Annotated in this window: 15 protein-coding genes, 1 tRNA gene and 1 riboswitch; of the genes, 11 read left to right on the top strand and 5 right to left on the bottom strand. The window is 57.6% G+C overall.

Annotation, left to right across the window (positions count from 1 at the left end; all coding sequences use genetic code 11):
* The first annotated feature begins 152 nt into the window (after positions 1-152).
* Positions 153-244: riboswitch (TPP riboswitch) on the top strand.
* From thiM to FB472_RS01870, 4 genes are all read left to right on the top strand, one after another.
* Positions 236-1045: a hydroxyethylthiazole kinase gene (gene thiM, locus FB472_RS01885; RefSeq protein WP_141989417.1), complete on the top strand. Its 810-nt coding sequence runs from the start codon at positions 236-238 to the stop codon at positions 1043-1045. Its footprint overlaps the riboswitch before it by 9 nt.
* Positions 1042-1725 carry a thiamine phosphate synthase gene (gene thiE, locus FB472_RS01880; protein WP_141989416.1) on the top strand — a complete coding sequence of 228 codons (684 nt, stop codon included), beginning with the start codon at positions 1042-1044 and terminating at the stop codon, positions 1723-1725. The genes thiM and thiE overlap by 4 nt, the downstream gene beginning before the upstream one ends.
* Entirely contained in the window at positions 1722-3344 is a 1623-nt protein-coding gene (locus tag FB472_RS01875; RefSeq protein ID WP_246078023.1) for a bifunctional hydroxymethylpyrimidine kinase/phosphomethylpyrimidine kinase, read from the top strand. Before thiE ends, FB472_RS01875 begins: the two co-directional genes overlap by 4 nt.
* Before the next feature lie 76 nt (positions 3345-3420).
* Positions 3421-3494: transfer RNA gene (locus tag FB472_RS01870), tRNA-Pro, on the top strand.
* A gap of 239 nt (positions 3495-3733) precedes the next feature.
* On the opposite strand, the gene FB472_RS01865 is transcribed toward FB472_RS01870, so the two are convergent.
* The 3 genes from FB472_RS01865 to FB472_RS01855 all read right to left on the bottom strand — a co-directional run bounded on the left by FB472_RS01865 (position 3734) and on the right by FB472_RS01855 (position 7661).
* On the bottom strand, positions 3734-5425 hold the full coding sequence (locus tag FB472_RS01865) for a hypothetical protein (RefSeq protein ID WP_141989415.1): 1692 nt from the start codon (positions 5423-5425) through the stop codon (positions 3734-3736).
* A gap of 218 nt (positions 5426-5643) precedes the next feature.
* Positions 5644-6717: a tyrosine-type recombinase/integrase gene (locus FB472_RS01860; protein WP_141989414.1), complete on the bottom strand. Its 1074-nt coding sequence runs from the start codon at positions 6715-6717 to the stop codon at positions 5644-5646.
* A 20-nt stretch (positions 6718-6737) separates the two neighbouring features.
* Complete coding sequence (locus FB472_RS01855) at positions 6738-7661, bottom strand: phage integrase family protein (protein WP_141989413.1); 924 nt, start codon at positions 7659-7661, stop codon at positions 6738-6740.
* A gap of 154 nt (positions 7662-7815) precedes the next feature.
* On the opposite strand from FB472_RS01855, the gene FB472_RS01850 reads away from it, so the two are divergent.
* The gene (locus FB472_RS01850) at positions 7816-8385 is read left to right on the top strand and encodes a helicase associated domain-containing protein (RefSeq protein ID WP_141989412.1); all 570 of its coding nucleotides are present in this window, start codon (positions 7816-7818) and stop codon (positions 8383-8385) included.
* A gap of 45 nt (positions 8386-8430) precedes the next feature.
* Here FB472_RS01850 and FB472_RS01845 read toward each other — a convergent pair whose 3' ends face one another.
* Positions 8431-8952, bottom strand: coding sequence for a hypothetical protein (locus FB472_RS01845; RefSeq protein WP_141989411.1), 522 nt, complete (start codon positions 8950-8952; stop codon positions 8431-8433).
* Positions 8953-9102: 150 nt separating this feature from the next.
* On the opposite strand from FB472_RS01845, the gene FB472_RS01840 reads away from it, so the two are divergent.
* The 6 genes from FB472_RS01840 (at position 9103) to FB472_RS01815 (ending at position 20983) form a co-directional block, all read left to right on the top strand.
* On the top strand, positions 9103-12375 hold the full coding sequence (locus FB472_RS01840; RefSeq protein WP_141989410.1) for a helicase-related protein: 3273 nt from the start codon (positions 9103-9105) through the stop codon (positions 12373-12375).
* Positions 12368-13033 (top strand): DUF4391 domain-containing protein, encoded by a 666-nt coding sequence (locus tag FB472_RS01835; protein WP_141989409.1) that lies wholly within the window; start codon positions 12368-12370, stop codon positions 13031-13033. Before FB472_RS01840 ends, FB472_RS01835 begins: the two co-directional genes overlap by 8 nt.
* An 18-nt stretch (positions 13034-13051) precedes the next feature.
* Positions 13052-14911: a site-specific DNA-methyltransferase gene (locus tag FB472_RS01830; protein ID WP_246078021.1), complete on the top strand. Its 1860-nt coding sequence runs from the start codon at positions 13052-13054 to the stop codon at positions 14909-14911.
* Between the two features lie 5 nt (positions 14912-14916).
* Positions 14917-17997 carry a type III restriction-modification system endonuclease gene (locus FB472_RS01825; RefSeq protein WP_141989407.1) on the top strand — a complete coding sequence of 1027 codons (3081 nt, stop codon included), beginning with the start codon at positions 14917-14919 and terminating at the stop codon, positions 17995-17997.
* Between the two features lie 8 nt (positions 17998-18005).
* Complete coding sequence (locus tag FB472_RS01820) at positions 18006-19274, top strand: hypothetical protein (protein ID WP_141989406.1); 1269 nt, start codon at positions 18006-18008, stop codon at positions 19272-19274.
* Between the two features lie 290 nt (positions 19275-19564).
* Entirely contained in the window at positions 19565-20983 is a 1419-nt protein-coding gene (locus FB472_RS01815) for an SIR2 family protein (RefSeq protein ID WP_141989405.1), read from the top strand.
* Positions 20984-21139: 156 nt separating this feature from the next.
* On the opposite strand, the gene FB472_RS01810 is transcribed toward FB472_RS01815, so the two are convergent.
* Complete coding sequence (locus tag FB472_RS01810) at positions 21140-21487, bottom strand: hypothetical protein (protein WP_141989404.1); 348 nt, start codon at positions 21485-21487, stop codon at positions 21140-21142.
* Between the last annotated feature and the right edge of the window lie 70 nt (positions 21488-21557).

The following is a 21557-nucleotide window of genomic DNA, read 5'->3' as shown; positions in this document are numbered from 1 at the left end:
GTAAATCTGTGAGTCTCAACGATTGTCTCCCAAGCCAACGTCATCCGGCTGTGAAAAAGTCCCACCGGTTTTTCGTGCTGAACTTCGTAGTGAACTTCGCGGTCAACTTCGCGGTGAACGACGGGGTCGCTGGCTGCGCTATCGTGGGAACAACTTGTGACACGGGGTGCCCTGCGGGGCTGAGATAACACCCGTCGAACCTGATCTAGTTAGAACTAGCGAAGGGATGTCGCGCATGTCGCGTACGCCGAACCATCTGCTCACTGCCACTCAAGAAGCGCTCGAGGCGGTGAGATCAACCGCGTCGCTCACGCACTGCATCACCAATAGTGTGGTCGTGGGCTTCACCGCCAATGTTCTGCTTGCCATCGGTGCGGCGCCGGCGATGGTGGATATTCCGGAGGAGGCGGGCCTGTTTGCGGGTGTCGCCTCGGGGTTGTTGATTAACCTCGGCTCGTGCAGCGCGGAACAGCAGGTGGCTGCTGGTGAAGCAGCATCTGCGGCAGGGACTGCGGGCACGCCCTGGGTGCTCGACCCTGTGGCGATCGGTTCTCTCCCCGTGCGTACAGCGCTCGCTTACCAGTTGCGAGACTTGGGGCCATCCATTGTGCGCGGCAATGCCTCCGAGATTATGGCGCTCGCTGAACTTGGTGCGGGTGGTCGCGGTGTCGACAGTACGAACAGTGTGGATGATGCGCTCGCGGCCGCTCAGAGTCTGGCCCGGGCATCCGGTGGCGCTGTTGCCGTCTCGGGAGCGACGGATGTGGTGACGGATGGTGAGATCGTGGTGCGGTTGTCGAACGGGCATCCGGTGCTCACGAAGGTAACGGGTGGTGGCTGTGCGCTGGGGGCGTTAATGGCGGCCTTTGCTGCGGTGACTCCCGACGCTCTGACGGGAGCTGTTGCCGCAACGAGTGTGTATACGGTGGCGGCAGAGATCGCGGCCGAGCGTTCGGCACTGCCGGGAAGTTTTGCGGTGGCTCTGCTCGATGCCCTGAGCGAAGTGACGGTCGATGACCTTTCGGCACGGGCGGTGATCGCATGAGTGGGTTTCGTGAGGGTTTCGATCTCTCTAGCTATCTGGTGACCGATTCGGCGCAGGCGCGTGCGGCCGGTCACGACCTGGTCGATCTTGTCTCGGCGGCGGTGGACGGGGGAGTGACGATCGTGCAGCTGCGGGAGAAGGATATGCCCGCGCGCGAGTTCTTGGATGTCGTGCTGAGGGTGTCGTCGGCGGTGGGGACGAAGGTTCCGGTGCTCGTCAATGATCGAGTTGATGTGTATCTGGCGGCCCGCGAGAGGGGTGCAAGCGTTGCGGGAGTGCACGTCGGTCAGAGTGATCTGCCGAGCGCGGCGGTGCGGGCGCTGATTGGCAAGGAGGCAATTCTGGGGCTCAGCGCGTCGACTCCCGAACGGTTGGCGGATGCGGGGCTCGCTGCGGCCGGCGTCGACTACGTCGGTATTGGTGCGCTGCACCCCACCGCAACGAAAAAGGACGCGCCGGATGCTCTGGGGCATGAGCGCCTGGCGGAGCTCGTGGCGCTGAGTACCCTGCCGACGGTCGCGATTGGTGGCATTGGCGTGGATGATCTGCCCCTGCTGCGGGCAGCGGGCGCGGATGGTGCGGCGGTTGTTTCCGCGATTTGTGGTGCGGCGGATCCGCGGGCTGCCGCTCGGGCGCTCGCGGTGGCGTGGGCTGGCGAGCGTGTGGGGGAGAAGTTGTGAGCGCGGAAGATCTCGTGAGCGGGGGAGCTTTAGGTGCGGGTGCGGGTGCGGGTGCGGGTGCTGCTGGCGCGAGCGGCGTGGCTGGCATGGCGGGCATGGCGGGCGCATCTCGCGTGCCACGCGTGCCACGCGTGCCACGCGTGCCACGCGTTCTGAGCATCGCCGGCAGTGATCCTTCGGGTGGTGCGGGTATCCAGGCCGACCTCAAGTCGATCGCCGCCAACGGTGGCTACGGAATGGCCGCCATCACCGCGTTGACCGTTCAGAACACGCAGGGGGTGCGCGGCGTGCATGTGCCGCCGGCCGAGTTCTTGCGGGAGCAGCTCGATGCACTTAGCGACGATGTGACGATTGATGCGGTGAAGATCGGGATGCTCGCCACCACCGAGGTGGTTGGTGTCGTGCGTTCGTGGTTGGAGGAGTTGCAGCCGCCGCTGATAGTGCTTGACCCGGTGATGGTCGCAACGAGTGGCGACCGTCTGCTGGATGCGGAGGCTGAGCTGGCACTGCGGGAGCTGGTGCGGTTGTGTGACCTGGTGACTCCGAATATTCCGGAGCTGGCGATCATCGCCGCGGAACCTGCCGCCGAGACCTGGCCTGAGTTGGTGGCGCAGGCGGCGCGGGTGTCTGCCTCCTACGGGGTGCGGGTGCTGGCTAAGGGCGGACACCTGAGTGGGGCTGAGGCTCCGGATGCGCTGGTGGATGCCCGTCTCGGGAACGTACCGGTTGTTACGGAGTTTGACGGCATCCGCATAGACACCAGCAACACGCATGGAACAGGCTGTTCGCTCTCGAGCGCCCTGGCCACCCTCATTGCGGGGACTGGCGATTGGGCGGCTGCGGTGGGGGAGTCGAAGCGGTGGTTGAGCGAGAGCATCCGTGCCGGTGCGGCACTGCAGGTGGGGAGTGGGCATGGACCCATCAATCATTTTGCGGGGTTGTGGCAGCGCGGGGGTGTGGTGACGGCGCCGACGCCGGCTGAGGTGCGGGAGCACTGGTGGGCTGAGGTGGCGGGCATCCGGGCGCAGATTGATGGGGGCGACTTTGTGCGTGCCCTCGGTGATGGTTCTCTCGACCGTGCTGATTTCGTGTGGTATTTGGCTCAGGATGCGCTCTATTTGCGGGATTATGCGCGGGCGCTCGCCGAAGCTGCTCGCCTGGCTCCCACAGCGGCGGAGCAAGCGTTTTGGGCGTCGAGTGCTGAGGGCTGCATTGTGACGGAGTTGCAGTTGCACGAGTCGTGGTCGGCCGACGGTGAACTTTTTGGGGCTGCGCCCAGTGCGACAACGACGGCGTACCTCAATCACTTGCTCGCAACAGCAGCACGTGGTGACTATGCGGTGCTCGTGGCCGCCCTTCTGCCGTGTTTCTGGGTGTACCACGACGTGGGTTCGCGCCTGCACCCGTTGGCGCACACCGAGCATCCCTACTCTGACTGGTTGACGACCTATGCCGATAAGGAATTCGCGGATGCCACGGAGCAGGCCATCACGATTGTGGCGGCGCTCGCGGCAGACGCTACTCCGCAGGTTCGGGAGGCGATGCTGTCGGCGTTCGTGGCTTCCACGGAGCACGAACGCGACTTCTTCGCTGCGGCGTTCGGTGTTGCGCTGACGTGATCTGATTCCCGCTCGCGTTGCGGGCCTCACCGTGAACACGGCTACCCGTTTCCACGGTAAGCTATTTGAGTTGTCACGGGCTGTGGCGCAGCTTGGTAGCGCACTTGACTGGGGGTCAAGGGGTCGCAAGTTCAAATCTTGTCAGCCCGACAATGGGGTTCTTCTAGCTACTTTTCTAAGAACCTAAGGACACAAAAACCCTCCCGGGTAATCCGGGAGGGTTTTCCTCGTTAAGACGCTCTTTTTGCTCGCGATCATGCCCGGCAGCTCGTCGCGCAAACGGTTGAAGTCCTTAAACGCCGAACGCTCCCGATTGGGAGCGCGACGTATTGTCTGCAAAGCGGATGCGTGCCTGTCTCAGGCTGGTGTTTCGGGGCGTTTACGCCCAGCTAGGTCAGTAGCGGTGGTGGGGCGCTGGAAATAATTATCGGGATTTGCAGGCTCGGCGAAGTCGCGGTGTAGGCGTTGGTCCAGTTGGCGTCGCGGCTGCGTCGTTTCGCTGGCGTTCCGCGTTGACCGCTACGTTTTTTGGCGTCGAGTATTTCGCGGATGAAGTCGGTGATGCGGGTCAAGTTGTGTTGAGTCAGCAGGAATGCGGAGAAGATTGATGCGGCGGCGATTCCGCGTGTGCGGCGTCGTGAGGCCGTTTGGATGTCGGCTGTGCCACCGGTTTTAATTTGTGCGTTGACGGACTCGATGCCATTGCGAGCGTAGTGATGGAAAGTTTCCCACTCTTCGGTGCCGTGAACTAGTCCCTGTGACCGCTTCTGAATCTCGGCATGCTCGAACGAGACAGAATGCTGCTTGCAGATGTCGTCAAGCTTGGTCGGTATGTCGTTGTGGTCGACTTCGGGGCGTGATTTCTTCGCCGCCTTTTTCATCATCTCGCGAATCGGGCAGACGACAGTCGGGCTAGCACCCAGGGCAGGACACATCATCGGGACCTTGCCCCGGGCGTCTGGCTTCTCCTTTCGGATGAGGCGGTACGGTAGCCGGGCATGTACCCGCGCTTGGAATGTTGCCTTGTCGATGCGGTTGTTGAGGTAGTCCGGGGTTGCCGTCAACATCGGTTTTGGGGTAGCTGGGCAGAAGAGTCCATCGTTGACGTAGAGCGCACCACCGGGGGCGTCTTCTCGATACTCACGATCTTTGCGGTAGTCGGTTGAGGGAATATAGCCAAGGTTGATGGCCGGGGTGTGAAGGCGATCGCTAAGCGCGTGAGCGAAGTACTCTTTGTCGGTATCCACCAGGGCTGGCTTCAGCCCAGTCTTCTTGGCAGAGGTGAGGACTTTGATTGCCTCCTCTGACACACCCTTGTTGGGGGTTGCTAGCGTGGCGCCCAAGATCAGGTGGGGGAACCGGTTGGAGCCGGGTTTTTCGTGATCGACTCGAACGGCAATAGTGAGCGCATATCCCTGTTGAAATTCAGTGGTCTTTTTCTCGCGGTTCGCGTTCTTTGCATCGAACGCGATGACGGTTCCTGGCCGGTCGTTACCGCGAGTTCCGCCGCTCTTGACGTAGTAGTTGTTTGCGAGGTCCACGGCGCCGGGGCTCAGTTTGCCTTGGTCGTTCTGGGCGGCCTCCTGCGCAGCCAGCGCGTTCAAGGTCTTTCGCGTATAGACCTTTGTCGTGGGTGAGGCGATGAAGGTCTGGTCGATGGACAGGCTCATTTTTCGATGTGCTCGCCGCATCTTGCGGGACTGTTGGTTGAAGGACATCAGCAGAAAGCGTTCAGTGAACTCGTCGAGTCGTGCAGTGAACTTTTTCTCGCGTACGGCGTCGTGATTGTCGACGAGGTGTTTGATTTCAACGTGGGTCTTGGCGTATCGCATGTCGTAGGGGTACGGGTTCATGCAGTCGACGATTCGATGGAATGCGTTGTATGTGTTGTTGTACCAACGTTTCTCCTCAGCCAAGTGGCCAACAAAGGAAACCGACGGTGTGGGGAGGTCGAGGAGCACTCGTGACTCCGGTGTCAAGCGGTGCTGAAATAGTTCTCGCAACTCAGTGATGAGTAAAGGCTTCTTCTCTCCGGCCAGAAGCAGGAGCCCGGTAAGTACTGCGAGGTCGTGAACGATCATTGGCCGACCGCCTACGCTTTGGTCCATCCCATCTTCTTGGCGCCACCTAGTCAGGCGTCGGAGGATGCCGGTCTCGTGAACTCGGACTACTGCGCGAGCGACAAGATAATGAGGCATTTCTGTGAGGATTTTGCCTTTGGACAACAGCTCATCTGGGTGAATCCCACCCAAGTCGAGTTCCTCGAATAAGCCGTCGATGTCAACGGCACCATTGGTAATCATCGAGTCACCGCCGAACCGGCAATTTGCTCGAAGTAGTCGCCGGCAGGACGAGGCGCGATGAGGTGCAGGTAGCGGTCGACGGACGCGAGGTTTATGAACCCGCAGACCTCTTTGATGACGGCGAGTGGGAGGTCGTTATCGAATTGCTGAATTATCCAAGTGAGGCGGAGGCGAGAAGCCGAGACACGTAAGTCCCACTTCTGCTCACTCAGATACGACTGCACCAAGCGTGGAGAGTACTCTTCCCCTCGGTTGCCGTGAAATAGGTACCCAGTGGAACGACCGTCTACAGCTCTAGCGAGAGCCGGATGCCATGTTGTGGAGATAGGAACAACGCGAGGACGCGAGCCTTGAACCGACACTGTTATGTGGACACCGTCGGTCGCCAAGTGCTCGATTCGAGTGTCAATGAGCTCGGCGGCGGACAGGCCAGCCCCGCCGCACAGGGCAAGAATCGAATAGGCGTTGTGGCGTCGACGGTCGGAGTTCTGACCAAGTGCCCACGATTGGAAGCGCGCTAACTCTGCGGAGGTGTACGGCACCATCTTCTTGCTCGGAGCTGGCTCTGGAATTCGCTTTAGTCGTGCGTCAGTTTGCTTTTCGATGAGAACAGCAATCCGCCGGTGCACATCAAAACGGTAAGCGGGACTGCGGTCGGCCAGCCCGATTTCCACGAATGCGTCCAGCAGCCGTTGCGTGAAGATTTTTTCGAAGCGAAGTTCAGCTCCTGTGGTCGCCCAGACCCATGCGACGTAGCGGGTGAGAACGGTCATCGCTGTGCGTACCGGGTTGAAGTCGCGCGGTTGCGTCATAAGCACGATGGAGATGACGAACGAGCGAATCGCCTCCCATTGGGCGGGAGTCTCAAGTCTGGGACGGAATTTGGAGACGATGCCCCAATCAAGGTCGGGCATTCCGGGGTCGAGTTCGCGGAGGTGGGCGACGGCCATCTGGTAGTCGGAAATGTCGGTGGGTCGGAGTTTTTCGGTCATGCCACGGATGAGTGCGGCAACTTTCGAGAAGTCACCAACTATTTTTGAGTTTCTCAGAGCCCTTAAAGCGCGAGTCATGAGAAAGAGGAGATCAGCGGTCACTTGTGATCACCGCGCTTCGCCATTTTGTGCCCTGTTGTGGGGGCAAAGTTGAGCGAATTCTGAAGGCCCGCGAGGGTGTGTATTCCGGAAATCTGCATCAGCTCGATGGGTGACATTCCGTCGGCAAGGTGGCGGCGGAGCCAAGTCGCCCGCATCCGTACTACTCGAATGTCCAAACCGGAGCGTGCTCTGGCCAGAAACTCCGACACCTGATCCGAGGAGGGAGCTCCCCGCCCGGCCGCGAACACCCACTCTTGACCGCGCGAAAGCTCGGCGCTCGCCCGTAGGTAGGAGCTCCACTCCGCTAGGACCGGCACGGTCCGTGGCCGTGAAGCCCAAACCGATACAAACATGCCTCTTGGGCGGATTGTGACATCTGAGACGGTCACTTCAAGAATTTCCCGAGTCGCCAGCCCAGCACCTAAACCGAGCGCGAGCAGTGTTCCGGCATCCTGTCGACGGGCGGCGGTCGATTGAGCCAGAGCCCAGCTTTGTAGCTGCGCTAGCTCTGAATCGTTGTACGGGATTGTCGGTGTTGAACGTGGGAGGGCAAGCCCCGACACGGAAGTGTCGTGCGGGTTCAGAATTTCGATTGCTCGCCAAAGGGCCCCGCGGTGGGTGGCCTTGGACGCGGGACTGAGCGTGGGGGTGGCGAGGTGGATGAATTGGTCCGCAAGGGTGCGCCTGAATATTCGATCTTCACGAAGGTCGATACCGCGCGATTGCCAGCACCACAACACGAACGGGGTGATGGCCGAATACAGGCCCGGGAGATCACGGCCACCTTCGGCAACTTCAGAGACTGCATGTGTGATGAACGGGCCAATGGTGTTCCAGTACGGCAACCCCATGATCGGTAAATAGGTCTTTGATAAGCCCAATGGGTCGTCGTCATGTTGCAGGTCGAATCCTTTTTCCAAGTGCTCATCACCGCCTTTCGTCCGCCGACTTATGAACCTACGGATCTCCGAGCACGAACTTCTACCTACGCAACGACAGGAACATCGATTACCCGCCTACTGCCGCGCACAACCGTTCTGACGAAGGCACCGCGCCTCCGTCAGAACGGAACACATGGAAAGCACTGGTCTTCTCGAAATCCATAAGAGAGCGGCATCGGAATACGACCTGGGTGAACGAGACCCGCAGGGCGCGTCGTTCCTCGAAGCAGAGCGAGTCTTCCTGGCACTCAGCGATCGGCCGTCCATCGGTGCGAGTCAGCGCGCGCTCAACTGGACTAGCAAGCTCTACCGCTATGAACTGTTCGCTGCGGAGTCAGGCCGAACACCGCGGGAACACACCCGCAACCGCGCGACACTCCCGGCCGAGGAGCGGCGGCTGGGGGAGTGGGGCGGCTATCAAAGACGAATGCAGGATCGTCTCACTAGGTTTCAGTGGATTCGGCTGGACTTCTCATCTGCCTTCGAGTGGGATCCGAACGATTCGAAGTGGCAGGTGCGTCTAGACGAGTATCGAGCGCATCTGGAGTCGACCGGGCGCCAGCCGTTTCATAACTCGGGTGATCCACACGAGTTCCGAGTGGCCAGATGGGTGGCTCGGCAGTTGTATTCGATGCGGTCGGGGACCCTGCCGGCGGAGCGCGTGATCCAGTTCGAGAGCCTGATCACGATCACGAAGCCGTAGATTCCAAGTTTCGGGTGGACACCGTCGAGACATTTGGTCCTCGCATTAGACGTGCCCGAGTGGCGCTCTGTCTCCGGTCTGGACATCTGCGATGCGCTGGTTGAGACCGGGAATGAACTCGTCAGGATTCGATCCGATGGTGGCGAGGTGCGTGCCAATTGTTGAGGTGAGATTGCGAACCGCCTCATCAAAGATGTTCCGGACTCGGTTCGCATCTTGGATCATCCGGGCGTCAGTTTCCGAACCGTTCCAGATGTCTGCCCACTCGCCGAAGAACTTGTGGGCGAGGCGATTTCGCTCGGTAACAGCGCGAGCAAGCTGTGCCTCCAGCTCCGGATCGTGAACAAGCGATCGAAGCGCTGAAACCACCGTGCCCATCGTCGAAGTTGACAGCGTTTCTACTGCCCGTTCCAGTTCACCCTCGGACGAGAATGTCTTGGACACCGTACGATTCACCGTGACCAAGATTCGAAGCCAAAATTCCAAGGTTTGGGCTCCATGCATAGCTCTGCCGTAGGCCGCAAAGACCTCATTCGTGGCGGCGTCATCTGAGGTTACGTCGGGCATGCGAAGAGAATACCAATGGGCGCTGATTGAACCCACCCATTAAGGAACACGGCTCTCTGCGCATATTCCAACCGCCAGTGCTCCGATAGGCTCCACGAGGGCAACATTTGCATCTTAGGATTTCTCGCATTTGAAGGATTGGTGGGCGGCGTGAGAATTATCGACAACGTTAATGAGTTGCTCGGTGACGATCTGAAGTCGGAGATTGCTCCTGGTTCGAAAGTGCGCATCGCTGCTTCCACGTTCTCGATCTTTGCTTTCGAAGCGCTTCGCAAGGAACTGGAGAACGTCGGTGAACTGGAGTTCATCTTTACGTCCCCTTCCTTTGTGACCGCCAAGGTCACAGACAAGCTGCACAAAGAACGACGCGAGTTCTTCATTCCCCCAGCGCCGGGGTCAGAGTCGAGTCTGTATGGCTCGGAGTTCGAGGTAAGGCTGCGCAACAAACTGACTCAGCGGGCTATCGCGAAAGAGTGCGCTGAGTGGGTGCGCCAGAAGGTGACCTTCCGGTCCAATTCAACCGGCAAGCCTATGCAACAGTTTGCTGCCGTGGACGAAAAAATTGCCTATGCGGCGCTACAGGGCTTCACGACCGCGGACCTTGGATATGAGCGTGGGAACGCGGTATCGAACATGGTTCACCGCATCGACGACAGCCCTATGACGTCTCAGTACGTTGAGCTATTCGACCAAATTTGGAACAACTCTGACCAGCTTGAGGACGTAACTGACGCGGTTCAAGAACATATCGCTAGCGCCTATGTGGAGAACTCTCCGGCCAGAATTTACTTCCTCATTCTCTATAATCTCTTCGCCGAGTTTCTTGAAGATATCAACGAAGATGTCTTACCGAACGACCGCACTGGGTACCTCGACACCAAGGTTTGGCAGAGTCTTTATAACTTCCAACGAGATGCCGCTATTGGCATCATCAACAAGTTGGAGACGTACAACGGCTGCATTCTTGCGGACAGCGTCGGACTCGGAAAGACGTTTACCGCTCTTGCCGTAATCAAGTATTACGAGCTTCGCAACAAGTCAGTGCTGGTGCTCGCCCCGAAGAAACTGTCTGAGAACTGGACAAACTACAACGCCAATCTCACAACCAACATTTTCGCAAGTGACCGGTTCAACTACGACGTACTCGCCCACACAGACCTGACCCGCACAAAGGGAGAGTCGCTGGGTTTGCGTCTCGATCGCGTGAATTGGGGAAACTACGACTTAGTTGTCATCGATGAATCTCACAATTTCCGCAATGCCGATTATGCGGAGGAGAAAGAGAGTCGCTATCAGCGGCTCATGCGGCAGGTGATTCAGGAGGGGGTAAAGACAAAGGTCCTCATGCTTTCCGCTACACCGGTGAACAACCGATTCAACGATCTGAAGAACCAGCTTCAACTAGCCTACGAGGGCGAATCAGATAACCTCGCGAGCAAACTCAACTTGTCCACGACGGTCGAGCGAGTTTTCAGCGATTCGCAGAAAGTGTTCAACGAGTGGTCGAAGTTGCCGCCAGAGCGCCGCACTGCGGACACAATTCTGAAGATGCTTGATTTCGACTTTTTTGAGCTCCTCGACTCTGTAACCATTGCTCGTTCACGAAGACATATTCAGGCGTTTTATGACATGACTGAGATCGGAGCATTCCCGACAAGGCTGCCTCCTCAGTCAATTCGGGTGCCGTTGAGTGACCTCCCGACGGCCCCGTCGTTCAATGAGATCTTTGAACAGCTCCAGCAACTCAATCTGGCCGTTTACACCCCCTTGGCGTATGTGTTCCCGAGCAGGATCAGCAAATATGAGGACCTGTACAACGTTGGTGCTAGCGGCAGCCGTGCAAACCTTGGACAAAAAGGTCGGGAGCAGGGTCTGAAGAAGTTGATGACGGTCAACCTCTTGAAGCGGCTGGAAAGTTCAGTGGAGGCGTTCCGGCTGACGCTAGCCAAAATCGAAGGCACCGTGGATAAGGCGCTGACGCGCCTCGACAGGCACGAGGACGCCATCCTCGATATGGAAGTCGACCTCTCCGCAGATGATGTCGATGACGACGATGCGGCCAATGTCGAGGCACTTTCCTACGGAGAGAAAATCAAAATAGATCTTCGAGATCTGGATGTCGAGTCGTGGAAGCGCGACCTGTGGCACGATCGCGAAACACTGCGTGAGCTTCTCGATGAGATGCGTATGGTCACTCCGGATCGAGACTTGAAACTCCAGAAGCTAAAGGCCTTAGTTGCGGCGAAGGCCGCGCAACCAATCAATGAGGGCAACCGAAAGGTATTGGTCTTTTCCGCTTTCGCCGACACCGCGGAGTACCTGTACCGAGAGCTCGCTCCGAGCTTGATGAGCCAAGGGCTGGAAGCCGCGATGATTACGGGCGGTGCGCATTCGGCAAAGACCACACTCGGCACTGGCTATGACTTTCAGCAGGTGCTCACTATGTTTTCGCCGCGGTCAAAGCAGAGGCATCTGGCAATGCCGAAAGAGACTGGCGAGATCGATGTGCTCATCGGAACGGATGTGATCAGTGAGGGGCAGAACCTTCAGGACTGCGACTACTTGGTCAACTACGACATCCACTGGAATCCCGTCCGCATCATTCAGCGTTTCGGGCGAATCGATCGTATCGGTTCTATCAATTCGCAGATTCAACTCGTAAATTTCTGGCCGGATATTTCTCTAGACGAATACATCAACCTCAAGGAGCGGGTTGAGAACCGTATGGTCATTGCGGACCTCGCTGGCACAGCTGACGATAATGTTCTCACCCCCGAGACGAACGATGCAGCGTTCCGAAAAGAGCAGCTTCGTAAGCTTCAGGATGAGGTCATTGAACTTGAAGACGTGCGGACTGGCATTTCAATCACGGACCTTGGGCTCAACGACTTTCGCATGGATCTGCTCGGCTATGTCAAGGAGCATGGCGATCTGGCCACGTCGCCGAAAGGCCTTCACGCTGTTGTGCCGGCCGATCCTGCTAATGGGCTGCGGCCCGGCGCGATTTTCGCCTTGCGGAACTTGGAAGCTGACAGCGATGTGAACCGAGGCAATCGCCTTCACCCTTACTACCTTGTCTATGTCGACAACGACGGGAACGTCATTGCTGATCACACGGAGGTGAAGAGTCTGCTCGATCTCATACGCGCCGGATGCAAACCATACGACCAGCCCGCAGCAGAGGTCACCCGTTTCTTTAACGCGGCCACTCTTGATGGGGCTGATATGGCCCAGTATTCGGGACTGCTCACTGACGCAATAGGCTCCATGATCGATGTGACTGACGAACGCGACATCGACTCCCTCTTCACTGGCGGACAAACCAGCGCCCTGACCCAGACGATCGCAGGCCTCGACGATTTCGAACTGATCGCATTCCTCGCGATTGTGGACCCCGCGACGAGTATTGAGACCAATGGTTGACCCGCTGTACAAGTGGCCTCTCGCAGCAAAGTTTGGCAGCCGTTTACCTAAAGAAAAGATCTACGAGCACGGCAATGTGAGCACTGCTGTGCGTGAGAAGTTTGTGTCCCAGGTCCAGCGCATTACTTGGGCCTATAAGCTTGCGGAATCCACCGTTAACCTCCCGGGCAGTGCGGGTGTGCGTGAGATCCAGGTCTTTCGAATCGATAGCAAGACGGGCGACGTCAGTGATCAGGTGCTGTCTGCGATCGACAACGCCATCCAGTCTCCGATCATCTTCGAGATCACGCGAGCAGTTAGTAGCGGGACTCAGGTTCGCATGGCAGCAGCACCCAAGCAGCTTGGCTCGGGTCATCTGAAACTCGGTGCCTACTACTCGACCGGTTGGCTTCCTGCTGACGCCCCACGGCGCCCCCTCCCTACAGCAATAAGCTTGCCCAGGCTCTACGCGGCGATCTTCGAGATGCTGACGCTGGTAGTGGTTAGACACGGTGAGGACATGTCTGAAATCGTTGACAGGCTGGCGATCGTGCGGAAACTCGAACGCGAGATCTCCGCTTTGGAACGCAAGCTCCGCACCGAGCCACAGCTCAACCGGAAGATCGAGCTGCGCCGTATTCTCAAAACTAGACAACAAGAAATCGAACAGCAGAGGTAACCCTTGGAGAAACTACGCATGACGTCGCCAGACTTGACCGACGCCAACATCGATAAGCTCGCCGAATTGTTTCCGACCGTCGTCACCGAGTCCGTCGACGCTGACGGCAACGTCAGGAAAGCCATCGACTTTGACCTGCTCCGCCAAGAGCTCTCCGACCACGTTGTCGAGGGACCGCAGGAACATTACCAACTTGACTGGCCTGGAAAGCGCGCCGCAGCATTTGCTGCGAACGCTCCGATCGCGAAGACGCTTCGTCCTGTGCGCGAGGAATCCGTCGACTTCGACAGCACGAAGAACCTTTTCATAGAGGGTGACAATCTCGATGTGCTCAAGATGCTTCAGGAGTCTTACCTCGGCAAGGTTAAGCTCATTTTTATCGACCCGCCGTATAACACCGGTTCTGACAGATTCGTATACGAAGATGACTTCGCCGAAGAGGCCGAAGAGTATTTGCGGCGCTCTGGCCAGGTCAACGATCTTGGCGAGCGCGTTCGCTCGAACATCGAGTCGAGCGGTCGTTTTCATTCCGACTGGCTAAGCATGATGTACCCACGGCTTAAGCTTGCCCGAAACCTGCTAGCCCCAAATGGCGTGATCTTCGTGTCAATCGGTGATGCAGAGGCGGCTTCGTTGAAACATCTGCTTGACGAGACCATGGGGGCGAACAACTTTGTAGCGACAGTTGTGTGGCAGAAGGTGTACTCACCGATGAACAGCGCGACACAGTTCGCTTCGGTTCACGACTACATCCATGTATACGCGCGCAATGCGGCGGACTGGACCTCCAATCTGCTTCCGAGAACCGATGCCCAGGACGCTGCATACAAGAATTTGGATAGTGATCCGCGCGGTCGGTGGAAGGCGGTTGACGCTACAGCAGCTTCCGGGCACGCCACCCAGAGTCAGTTTTATGAGCTGACGACGCCAGCGGGAAATCGCTTCACGCCGCCGCCTGGTCGAGCGTGGCTCTATACCGAGCCGCGATATCAGGAAATGCTCGCAGACGATCGTGTGTGGTTCGGCTCCGATGGCAACGGCAGACCGGCGATCAAGCGGTTCCTAACTGAAGTCAAACAGGGCCGTGTCGCACAGACGTTTTGGCCCTACACCGAGGTGGGACACACACAGGATGCCAAGAAGGAGTTGCTCGCTCGGGTAGCTTTCTCCGAGGGCGATACAGTCTTCGATACACCGAAACCGACGCATCTCATTCGTCGAATGCTCGCTCTCGCTACGTCAGCGTCATCCGCGGACGTCGTTCTGGACTTTTTCGGTGGCTCCGGCACGACGGCTGACGCTGTGCTCCAGCAGAACGCTGAGGACGGAGGAGCCCGTCGATTCATCTTGGTGCAACTCCCGGACGGTGGTGACGACCAGAAGAAAGGCATCCCTGATGTGGCCCGTGAGCGCATCCGGAGTGCTGGGCGCGCGGTCTCGGACGCTGCCGGCCTCACGGGGCAAGGACTCGATATCGGATTTCGTGCGCTGAGAGTCGACTCGTCGAACATGGCTGATGTCTTACGAACGCCTGACGATACAGCCCAGCTTTTGCTCGACGAACTTGAGGCCAGCGTAAAAATAGATCGCACGAACGAAGACCTGCTGTTTCAGGTTCTTCTTGACTGGGGCCTCGAACTGACGATGTCGATCAGCGTTGAACTAGTACACGAAAACGAGGTGTACGTGGTCGAGGGCGGCGCTCTGATCGCCTGTTTTGATGACCTAGTTTCCGCCGAAGCTGTGCTCGACATCGCAAAACGTCAGCCAATTCGGGCTGTATTTCGGGACTCTGGTTTTGAGTCGGACGCCGTGCGCATCAACACCGAACAGGTCTTCCGCGAAGTGTCTCCTGCCACCGATGTTAAGGCGATTTGAGCGAGATGAAGCTCCAGTTTAAGGTTCAGCAATATCAGACTGACGCAGTTGATTCAGTGGTTCACGTTTTTGCGGGTCAGCCAAAACTCGACGGTATCTCTTACCTCATCGACCCAGGCAAAGCGAAGCCCGCTGTCAACCCGAGGTTGTTCGAGGCCAACGAGACGCCTGACTCTGGTCTGCGGAACTCCGAGATCGTACTTTCAGCGGATCAACTTCTGGAGAACGTCCACAAGGTTCAGCAGTCTCGCAACTTGCCTCGCTCGACGAAGCTCATCGACAGCAAGGCGGCCCCTGGCGCTCCGAACCTTGACATCGAGATGGAGACGGGGACGGGCAAGACATACGTTTACATCAAGACGATCCTGGAGCTTCACAAACGGTACGGCTGGTCGAAGTACATCATTGTTGTACCTTCAGTTGCGATCCGTGAGGGCGTCAAGAAATCTTTAGATGTGACTGCGGAACACTTTCAGCAACACTATGGGACGAAGCCGCGGTCGTTCATCTACAACTCCTCCCAACTGCACGAGATCGAGCGTTTCAGCTCCGATGCAGGGGTGCAGGTGATGATCATCAACATCCAGGCGTTCAATGCGACAGGTAAGGACAACCGTCGCATCTACGACGTACTTGATGACTTTCAGTCGCGGCGTCCAATCGATGTGATTGCGGCGAACCGGCCCATCGTCATTATTGACGAGCCGCAGAAGATTGGCGCTGCGAAGTCTCTCGAAGCGCTCTCGCGTTTCCACGGCCTCATGATGTTGCGCTACTCGGCCACTCACAAAGTCGAGCACACAAAGGTGCACCGCCTCGACGCCTTGGACGCATACAACCAGAAGCTTGTGAAGAAAATTTCGGTGCGAGGCATCACGGTTAAGGGTCTGGCCGGGTCCACCGCGTACCTATATCTTGACGCGATTGGGATTGCCAAAGGTGCGAAGCCGAGTGCTCGGATCGAGATCGAAGTACAAACCCAGACTGGCATCAAACGTAAGGTTAAGCGCCTCGACGTCGGTGCAAACCTGCATGAGGTGTCGAACGGTATTGAGGCTTACAAGGGCTTATTCATCACCGAGATCGACGCGGGCCGTGACATTATCGAGCTTAGTAACGGTGACGTCGTCATCGCCGGGCAGCTCGCCGACCGTGACGTAACGGAAGAGACCAAGCGGCGCATCCAAATTCGCGAAGTCATTCGCGCCCACCTTGAAAAGGAGCGGGCGCTATTCCGCCAGGGCATCAAGGTGCTGTCACTGTTCTTCATTGACGAGGTCGCCAAGTACCGTGACTACGGCCGCGAAGACACCCTCGGCGATTACGCCCGAATGTTCGAGGAGGAATTTGCCGCGATCCGCGACGAGGTACTCGGCGAGCTGGCGATCGATGATTTGACTGGGAAGTTCCAGCAATACTTGGGGCGCGATGAGATCCGACGAGTACACGAGGGATACTTCTCGATCGACAAGAAATCCAAGCATCAAGTTGACGGCAATGTCTCAGGCCGTGGCGACGACAAGGGCCAGTCGAACGACATCGATGCGTACGATCTGATCCTGAAGGACAAGGAGCGACTGCTTTCGCTTACGGAGCCAGTCCGGTTCATCTTCTCCCACTCCGCGCTGCGCGAGGGTTGGGACAATCCCAATGTGTTCGTCATGGGCATGCTCAAGAAGAGCGACAACGCTGTCTCCCGGCGCCAAGAGATCGGCCGCGGCCTGCGCCTCGCCGTCGACCAGCACGGCATGCGCATGGACAACCCCGCCACTGTGCATGACGTCAATGAGCTGACGGTGGTCACCGACGAGTCGTACACCGATTTTGTTGCCGGACTCCAGAGGGAGATTTCGGAGTCCCTAGCAACCCGGCCGCGCAAGGCGACTCCGGAGTATTTTGTCGGCAAGACAGTTGAGGACATTGCGACCGGAACTATTCACACAATCTCAGCAGATGAAGCAAAGCAACTCCAGCACTGGCTGACTGTTAACGGCTTTATCGACTACGAGCAGCACCTTACCGACAAGTGGCTCGATCAGGCGGAATTGCCAGAGATGCCCGAGCTGCCAGCGTCGTTGCAGCCATATTTCGATCAAGTTGCGAAACTCATTGACGCTCTGCACATTGCGGCGCTAGAGATCACCAACGACCGCAAGCCTAAGAGGATCCCCCTTAACGAGGCGAACTTCGCAAAGAAGGAGTTCCAAACCCTCTGGGGCCGGATCAACCATAAGGCGGTCTACCAGGTCGAGTTCGACTCGGCCGAACTGATCCGCAAGTCAGCTGACCACCTTGATAAGCACCTGAACGTAGCCGCGATGCAGTACGTCATCCAAGCGGGGCGGCAGCGCGAAAAGTTGGAGGCTGACGACCTCGCGAGTGGCTCGGGCTTCGCGGTGTCAACCACGCAGACTCACACCGAGACCATGAGTGCAGGCTCACAGGTGAAATATGACTTGCTCGGTGAGGTTACGGAAAAGACCCAGCTCACCCGCCGCACGGTTGCAAGTATTCTGCGCAGTATTGCACCGGGTACGTTCGGAAAGTTTCGCCTCAATCCTGAGCAGTTCATCACAGAGGCGGCGCGGCTGATCAACGAGCAAAAGGCGACGGTCATCGTTGAGCATTTGACTTACGACACGTTGGAGGATCAGTTCGACTCAGCGATCTTCACAGAGAATCAAACAGCCCAAGACTTCAGTAAGGCGGGTGACCAGCTCAAGAAGCACGTGTACGACTTCGTGGTGACGGACTCGAAGATCGAGCGCGCGTTCGTCACTGAGCTAGACACGAGCACTGAGGTCGCGGTCTACGCAAAGCTTCCGCGCGGGTTCTTTATACCCACTCCGGTTGGCGACTACAACCCCGACTGGGCGATCGCGTTCACAGAAGGCAGCGTCAAGCACGTCTACTTTGTCGCTGAAACCAAGGGATCACTCTCGACACTTCAGCTCAAGGGCATGGAGGATGCCAAGATCGAGTGCGCCCGCAAATTCTTTGCATCCATCAGCGAGAAGAACGGCCAGGACGTCACCTATGATGTCGTCACCGACTATACCGAGCTGATGCAGCTCGTTACGGCATAGGTCGATCTGTGGCGCTCTTCTCGGAGAACTTTCAATGGCCGTCGACCTCGGTCTTATTTGAATCGATCGGTGATGGCGCACGCGACGGCACGGCCGAAGTTGTCGAACGTGGCGGGCGGTGGATCCTCAATTCACCGAGTAGCTTCTCGTATGCGACAGGGCAGCCTGGCATACGAGTCCTCACAGCATCTCTTGACGGGACACCGACGCTCATCCGTGGAACAATCTTCGTGATCGACGGTGACCTAGGGCTGCGAGTCGATGAGCTCAGGGTCGGATCAGCTCTGGATGATGCCCAATACATAACCGTGACGGGGACATTCGAACACCTAGCGTCGGCCTGTTCCCACCGCCACGAGGACGGAGCAGCCCGAAGCCCCTCGCAGCCGCTGTTATTCCCTGCGGTAGACGGAGCGCCGCAGATGGAAGCGACGCTGCGTAGCGGAGAGAACTCGATCACGTTAGTTGCACTGGAGCCGGTTCCATTGGAGGCTTTTGAGACTCAACTCGCCGTCTTTCAGGCGCTGCTTACATTCGCGACAGACCTGCCATGCGGGCGACTTACGCTAGTGGCCACTGAGGCGTCCGGCCAGACCGTGACCGTCTTTGGGCGAGATAAGTACGCGCCGTTTGAACGTCCAAGGCGAACGCCGGTTGAGCACTCGTTGAGATTCTCGGGTGACTGGATTCAGCACGCGATCGAGCGGTGGTGGGCGGCATACTGCGAGTGGAAGCCAGTCCTTCAGATCCTCGTGGGCTTGCGGTACCAGCCTGGATATGTCGAAGCGGACGTGATCCTCAGCTCCGCAGCAATCGACTCGGTCTCTGAAGCGCTTAAGCAACACGAAGCTCCGCAACTAACCTCCGACGAATCTCTGCCGATTCTCGAAGCTCTGGAACTGTTGTCGGGGCTGAACCAGGCACAGAAGGCGGCAGTGGCGCAGCTCAAGGGCGATCTCGGGAGAACCACATTCCGTTCGAGGGCGGAGCAGCTCGTCCGACGGGTCGATGACGATACTTGGCAGGTAGCACGTGTGTCCATTGAAGAGTGGACGAGGCAGCTCATCAAGGCTCGAAACACCATTGCCCATGCGGTTTCCAGCAGCATCTGGGAAGATGATTTATCGTTGCGTGGCATCCGGGACGCCAATTGGATCGTGCTTACTCTCGTGCTCTTGACGCATCTAGGTGTTCCAGACCCCGCAATAAATCGTGCAGCAGAACGCCTCGGTGCACGATACATTGCGCGCTACCGTGATTTAGGGATCTTCAGCTGAACTTTCCGTCGTCTGAGCTGGCAGACGCCCCCTCGCCGGGAGGGTCCCCGGACTAGTCTGCTGAGACGTAGCGAGCCCCGATATCGACTACATAGTTGCAAAGCGAACTAGGTGTCCGGGGAGCGTTCGTCTGCCGGACGCTGATGCGTAGTTCCTCGGTTCAGATGTTGACGTGTATTGTGCAACCGATTCATCGGGATTGTGACGCATTTCTCACTTCGTGTTTGTCGCGCCGCGCATACCAATTTCAAGATCATGGTCGGCAAGAGGGCGTGGGCTAGGTTAAGTTCATGCGCCCTAAAGAGACCCGTGCACGTCGCCCCGTCTATGTCCTAGGTGCGGGGTTCTCGCGGGCGATTAGTCAACACATGCCCTTGACCGATGAGCTCGGAGCGGCAATTACTTCGAGGTTGGGAATCACCTGGCCCTCCGGTTCGGAGGAGAACTCGTTCGAGGATCAACTCACGCTGTTGTCGACCTCTCTGCCGTTCTTAGCCGGCCACGAGAACACGTCACGTCGTGCCATTGCGGAGGAAGTCACGGCGACGCTCGCCGAGGAGCTAGAAGATCGAAACAACTCAGCTGCTGCCGGAGAATCCCCTCTGTGGCTTCGCCAGTTGGTGTCACTCTGGCAAGCAGAGCAAGCAACAGTCGTCACCTTCAACTACGACACCTTGGTCGAGCAGGCGGTTACAGCTCTACGCCCAGCTGTCTTAGACCGAGGCGCCAGCGAACCGAAAAGCGTCCATGGCTGGCAAGTAGTATTTCCGGCACCCACACCGGTCAACGCACTAACTTATGAGTCGCTGCACGGGCCGACACAAGAGTCCTTTCAGCTCCTGAAGTTGCACGGTTCGCTCAACTGGTACTGGTCGTTGGGGGAAAGTGCGACGATCGTGCGGGATGCGACCGTATGCGGTTTCGGAAGCCGTAGCGCGACCACAGAGTCTGATGAGGCGGGCGTGAAGCTCCTGGATCGATTCCTAATTCCGCCGGTCACAAGTAAAGACAGCTATTACAACGTCAATCTCGTTCATAGGCTTTGGCGCACGGCTCATGACGCGATGCAACAAGCATCGCGTCTAACCATAATCGGCTATTCAATGCCCGCAGCAGATCGAATTGCGGCAGAGCTTCTTTGTAGTGTTCCGGATGGAACACCAGTGGACATCGTGAACTGGAAATTGGGCAGCGAGGCTGATCTCGACTCACCGATTGGGCGAATTAAGCGTTTGGGAATGAATCTCGATCGGACTTGGGAAGGCGAAAGCGCTGTTAGCGATTACGTCTCTAACGGCCTGAACGCCGCTTCGAGATCGCTCCTGGAAAACAGCGCATTAAACAAGGGGAAAGAGGTAGGGGTAGTAGTTTCGATAACCCCGAATCAATCCAGCCAAAGCCAGCGGCCGGTTCCAGCGTCTATTCGCGCTAATAGCAACGGCAAAGCGAGTGTGGTGGGCTTCAATTGGCAAGACGCAGGCAACTCAAATATGCCACCAACAGAGTTCAGCCTTCAGTTACTTTCGACAGGCAGCGCAGAACTATCTGACTTTTACACGGGCCGATCGTTACTAGACGCGGTGCAGGGAGGCAAACCTTTCCTTATCCAGTCCATCAACGGCATTGTTCGTGTAATCGGGGCAACTCGTATTGAAATCGGACGTTGGCCCGCCATATATCTTTGGACAACGCCAGAGTCAGACTCATGACGCGATCTGGTAAGGGTTCGTATTTCGAACGCAGGCGTGTCTTGCCTCGATTCAGAGACCGACAGGCTGAATGCAATAAATGAATCAGTGATCCTGGCGCAATGCTCGCGACCGGTAGGCTGCCGAGCACACGGGGTTGGCCTTCATGCCGCACCTTTAGTGGAACGGACTCCGCTCATCAAGGGTCCAAGGGTCGGCTTCGTATTCTTCCGGAGTGTCAATGGAGAACTGTCCGTCCTTGAGGACGACATAAGAGTCGATTGGAGCGAGCACTGTTGAACCGGCTGAGCGGTTCGTTAAAAGCACGGAGAAGAAGTTGCCAGACCCGTCATCGACCGTTTCGGCCGTCCACCCACTTTGCTCCGCCCATTCGGAGAGGCTCTCGGCGTCGGCCACCCCGCCTGAAAACTTCATGGCCTTTCGGCCTGAGGCCGATGTGACAAACGTCGCAGCATCGTCATCGTTCTCGTCGATTGGTTCGAATTGGCGTGATGCCCTGACCATTGTTCCCCCATGAATGTGTGCAGCAAGGTGAAAGCCTTGAGCAGAGCTAGTCTACCCAGAAGTGAGGAAA

This window comes from Rhodoglobus vestalii, assembly GCF_006788895.1.
GTDB classification, from domain to species: domain Bacteria; phylum Actinomycetota; class Actinomycetes; order Actinomycetales; family Microbacteriaceae; genus Rhodoglobus; species Rhodoglobus vestalii.
Note: the sequence above shows the minus strand (reverse complement) of the source record. Positions and strands in the feature narration are given on the sequence as shown.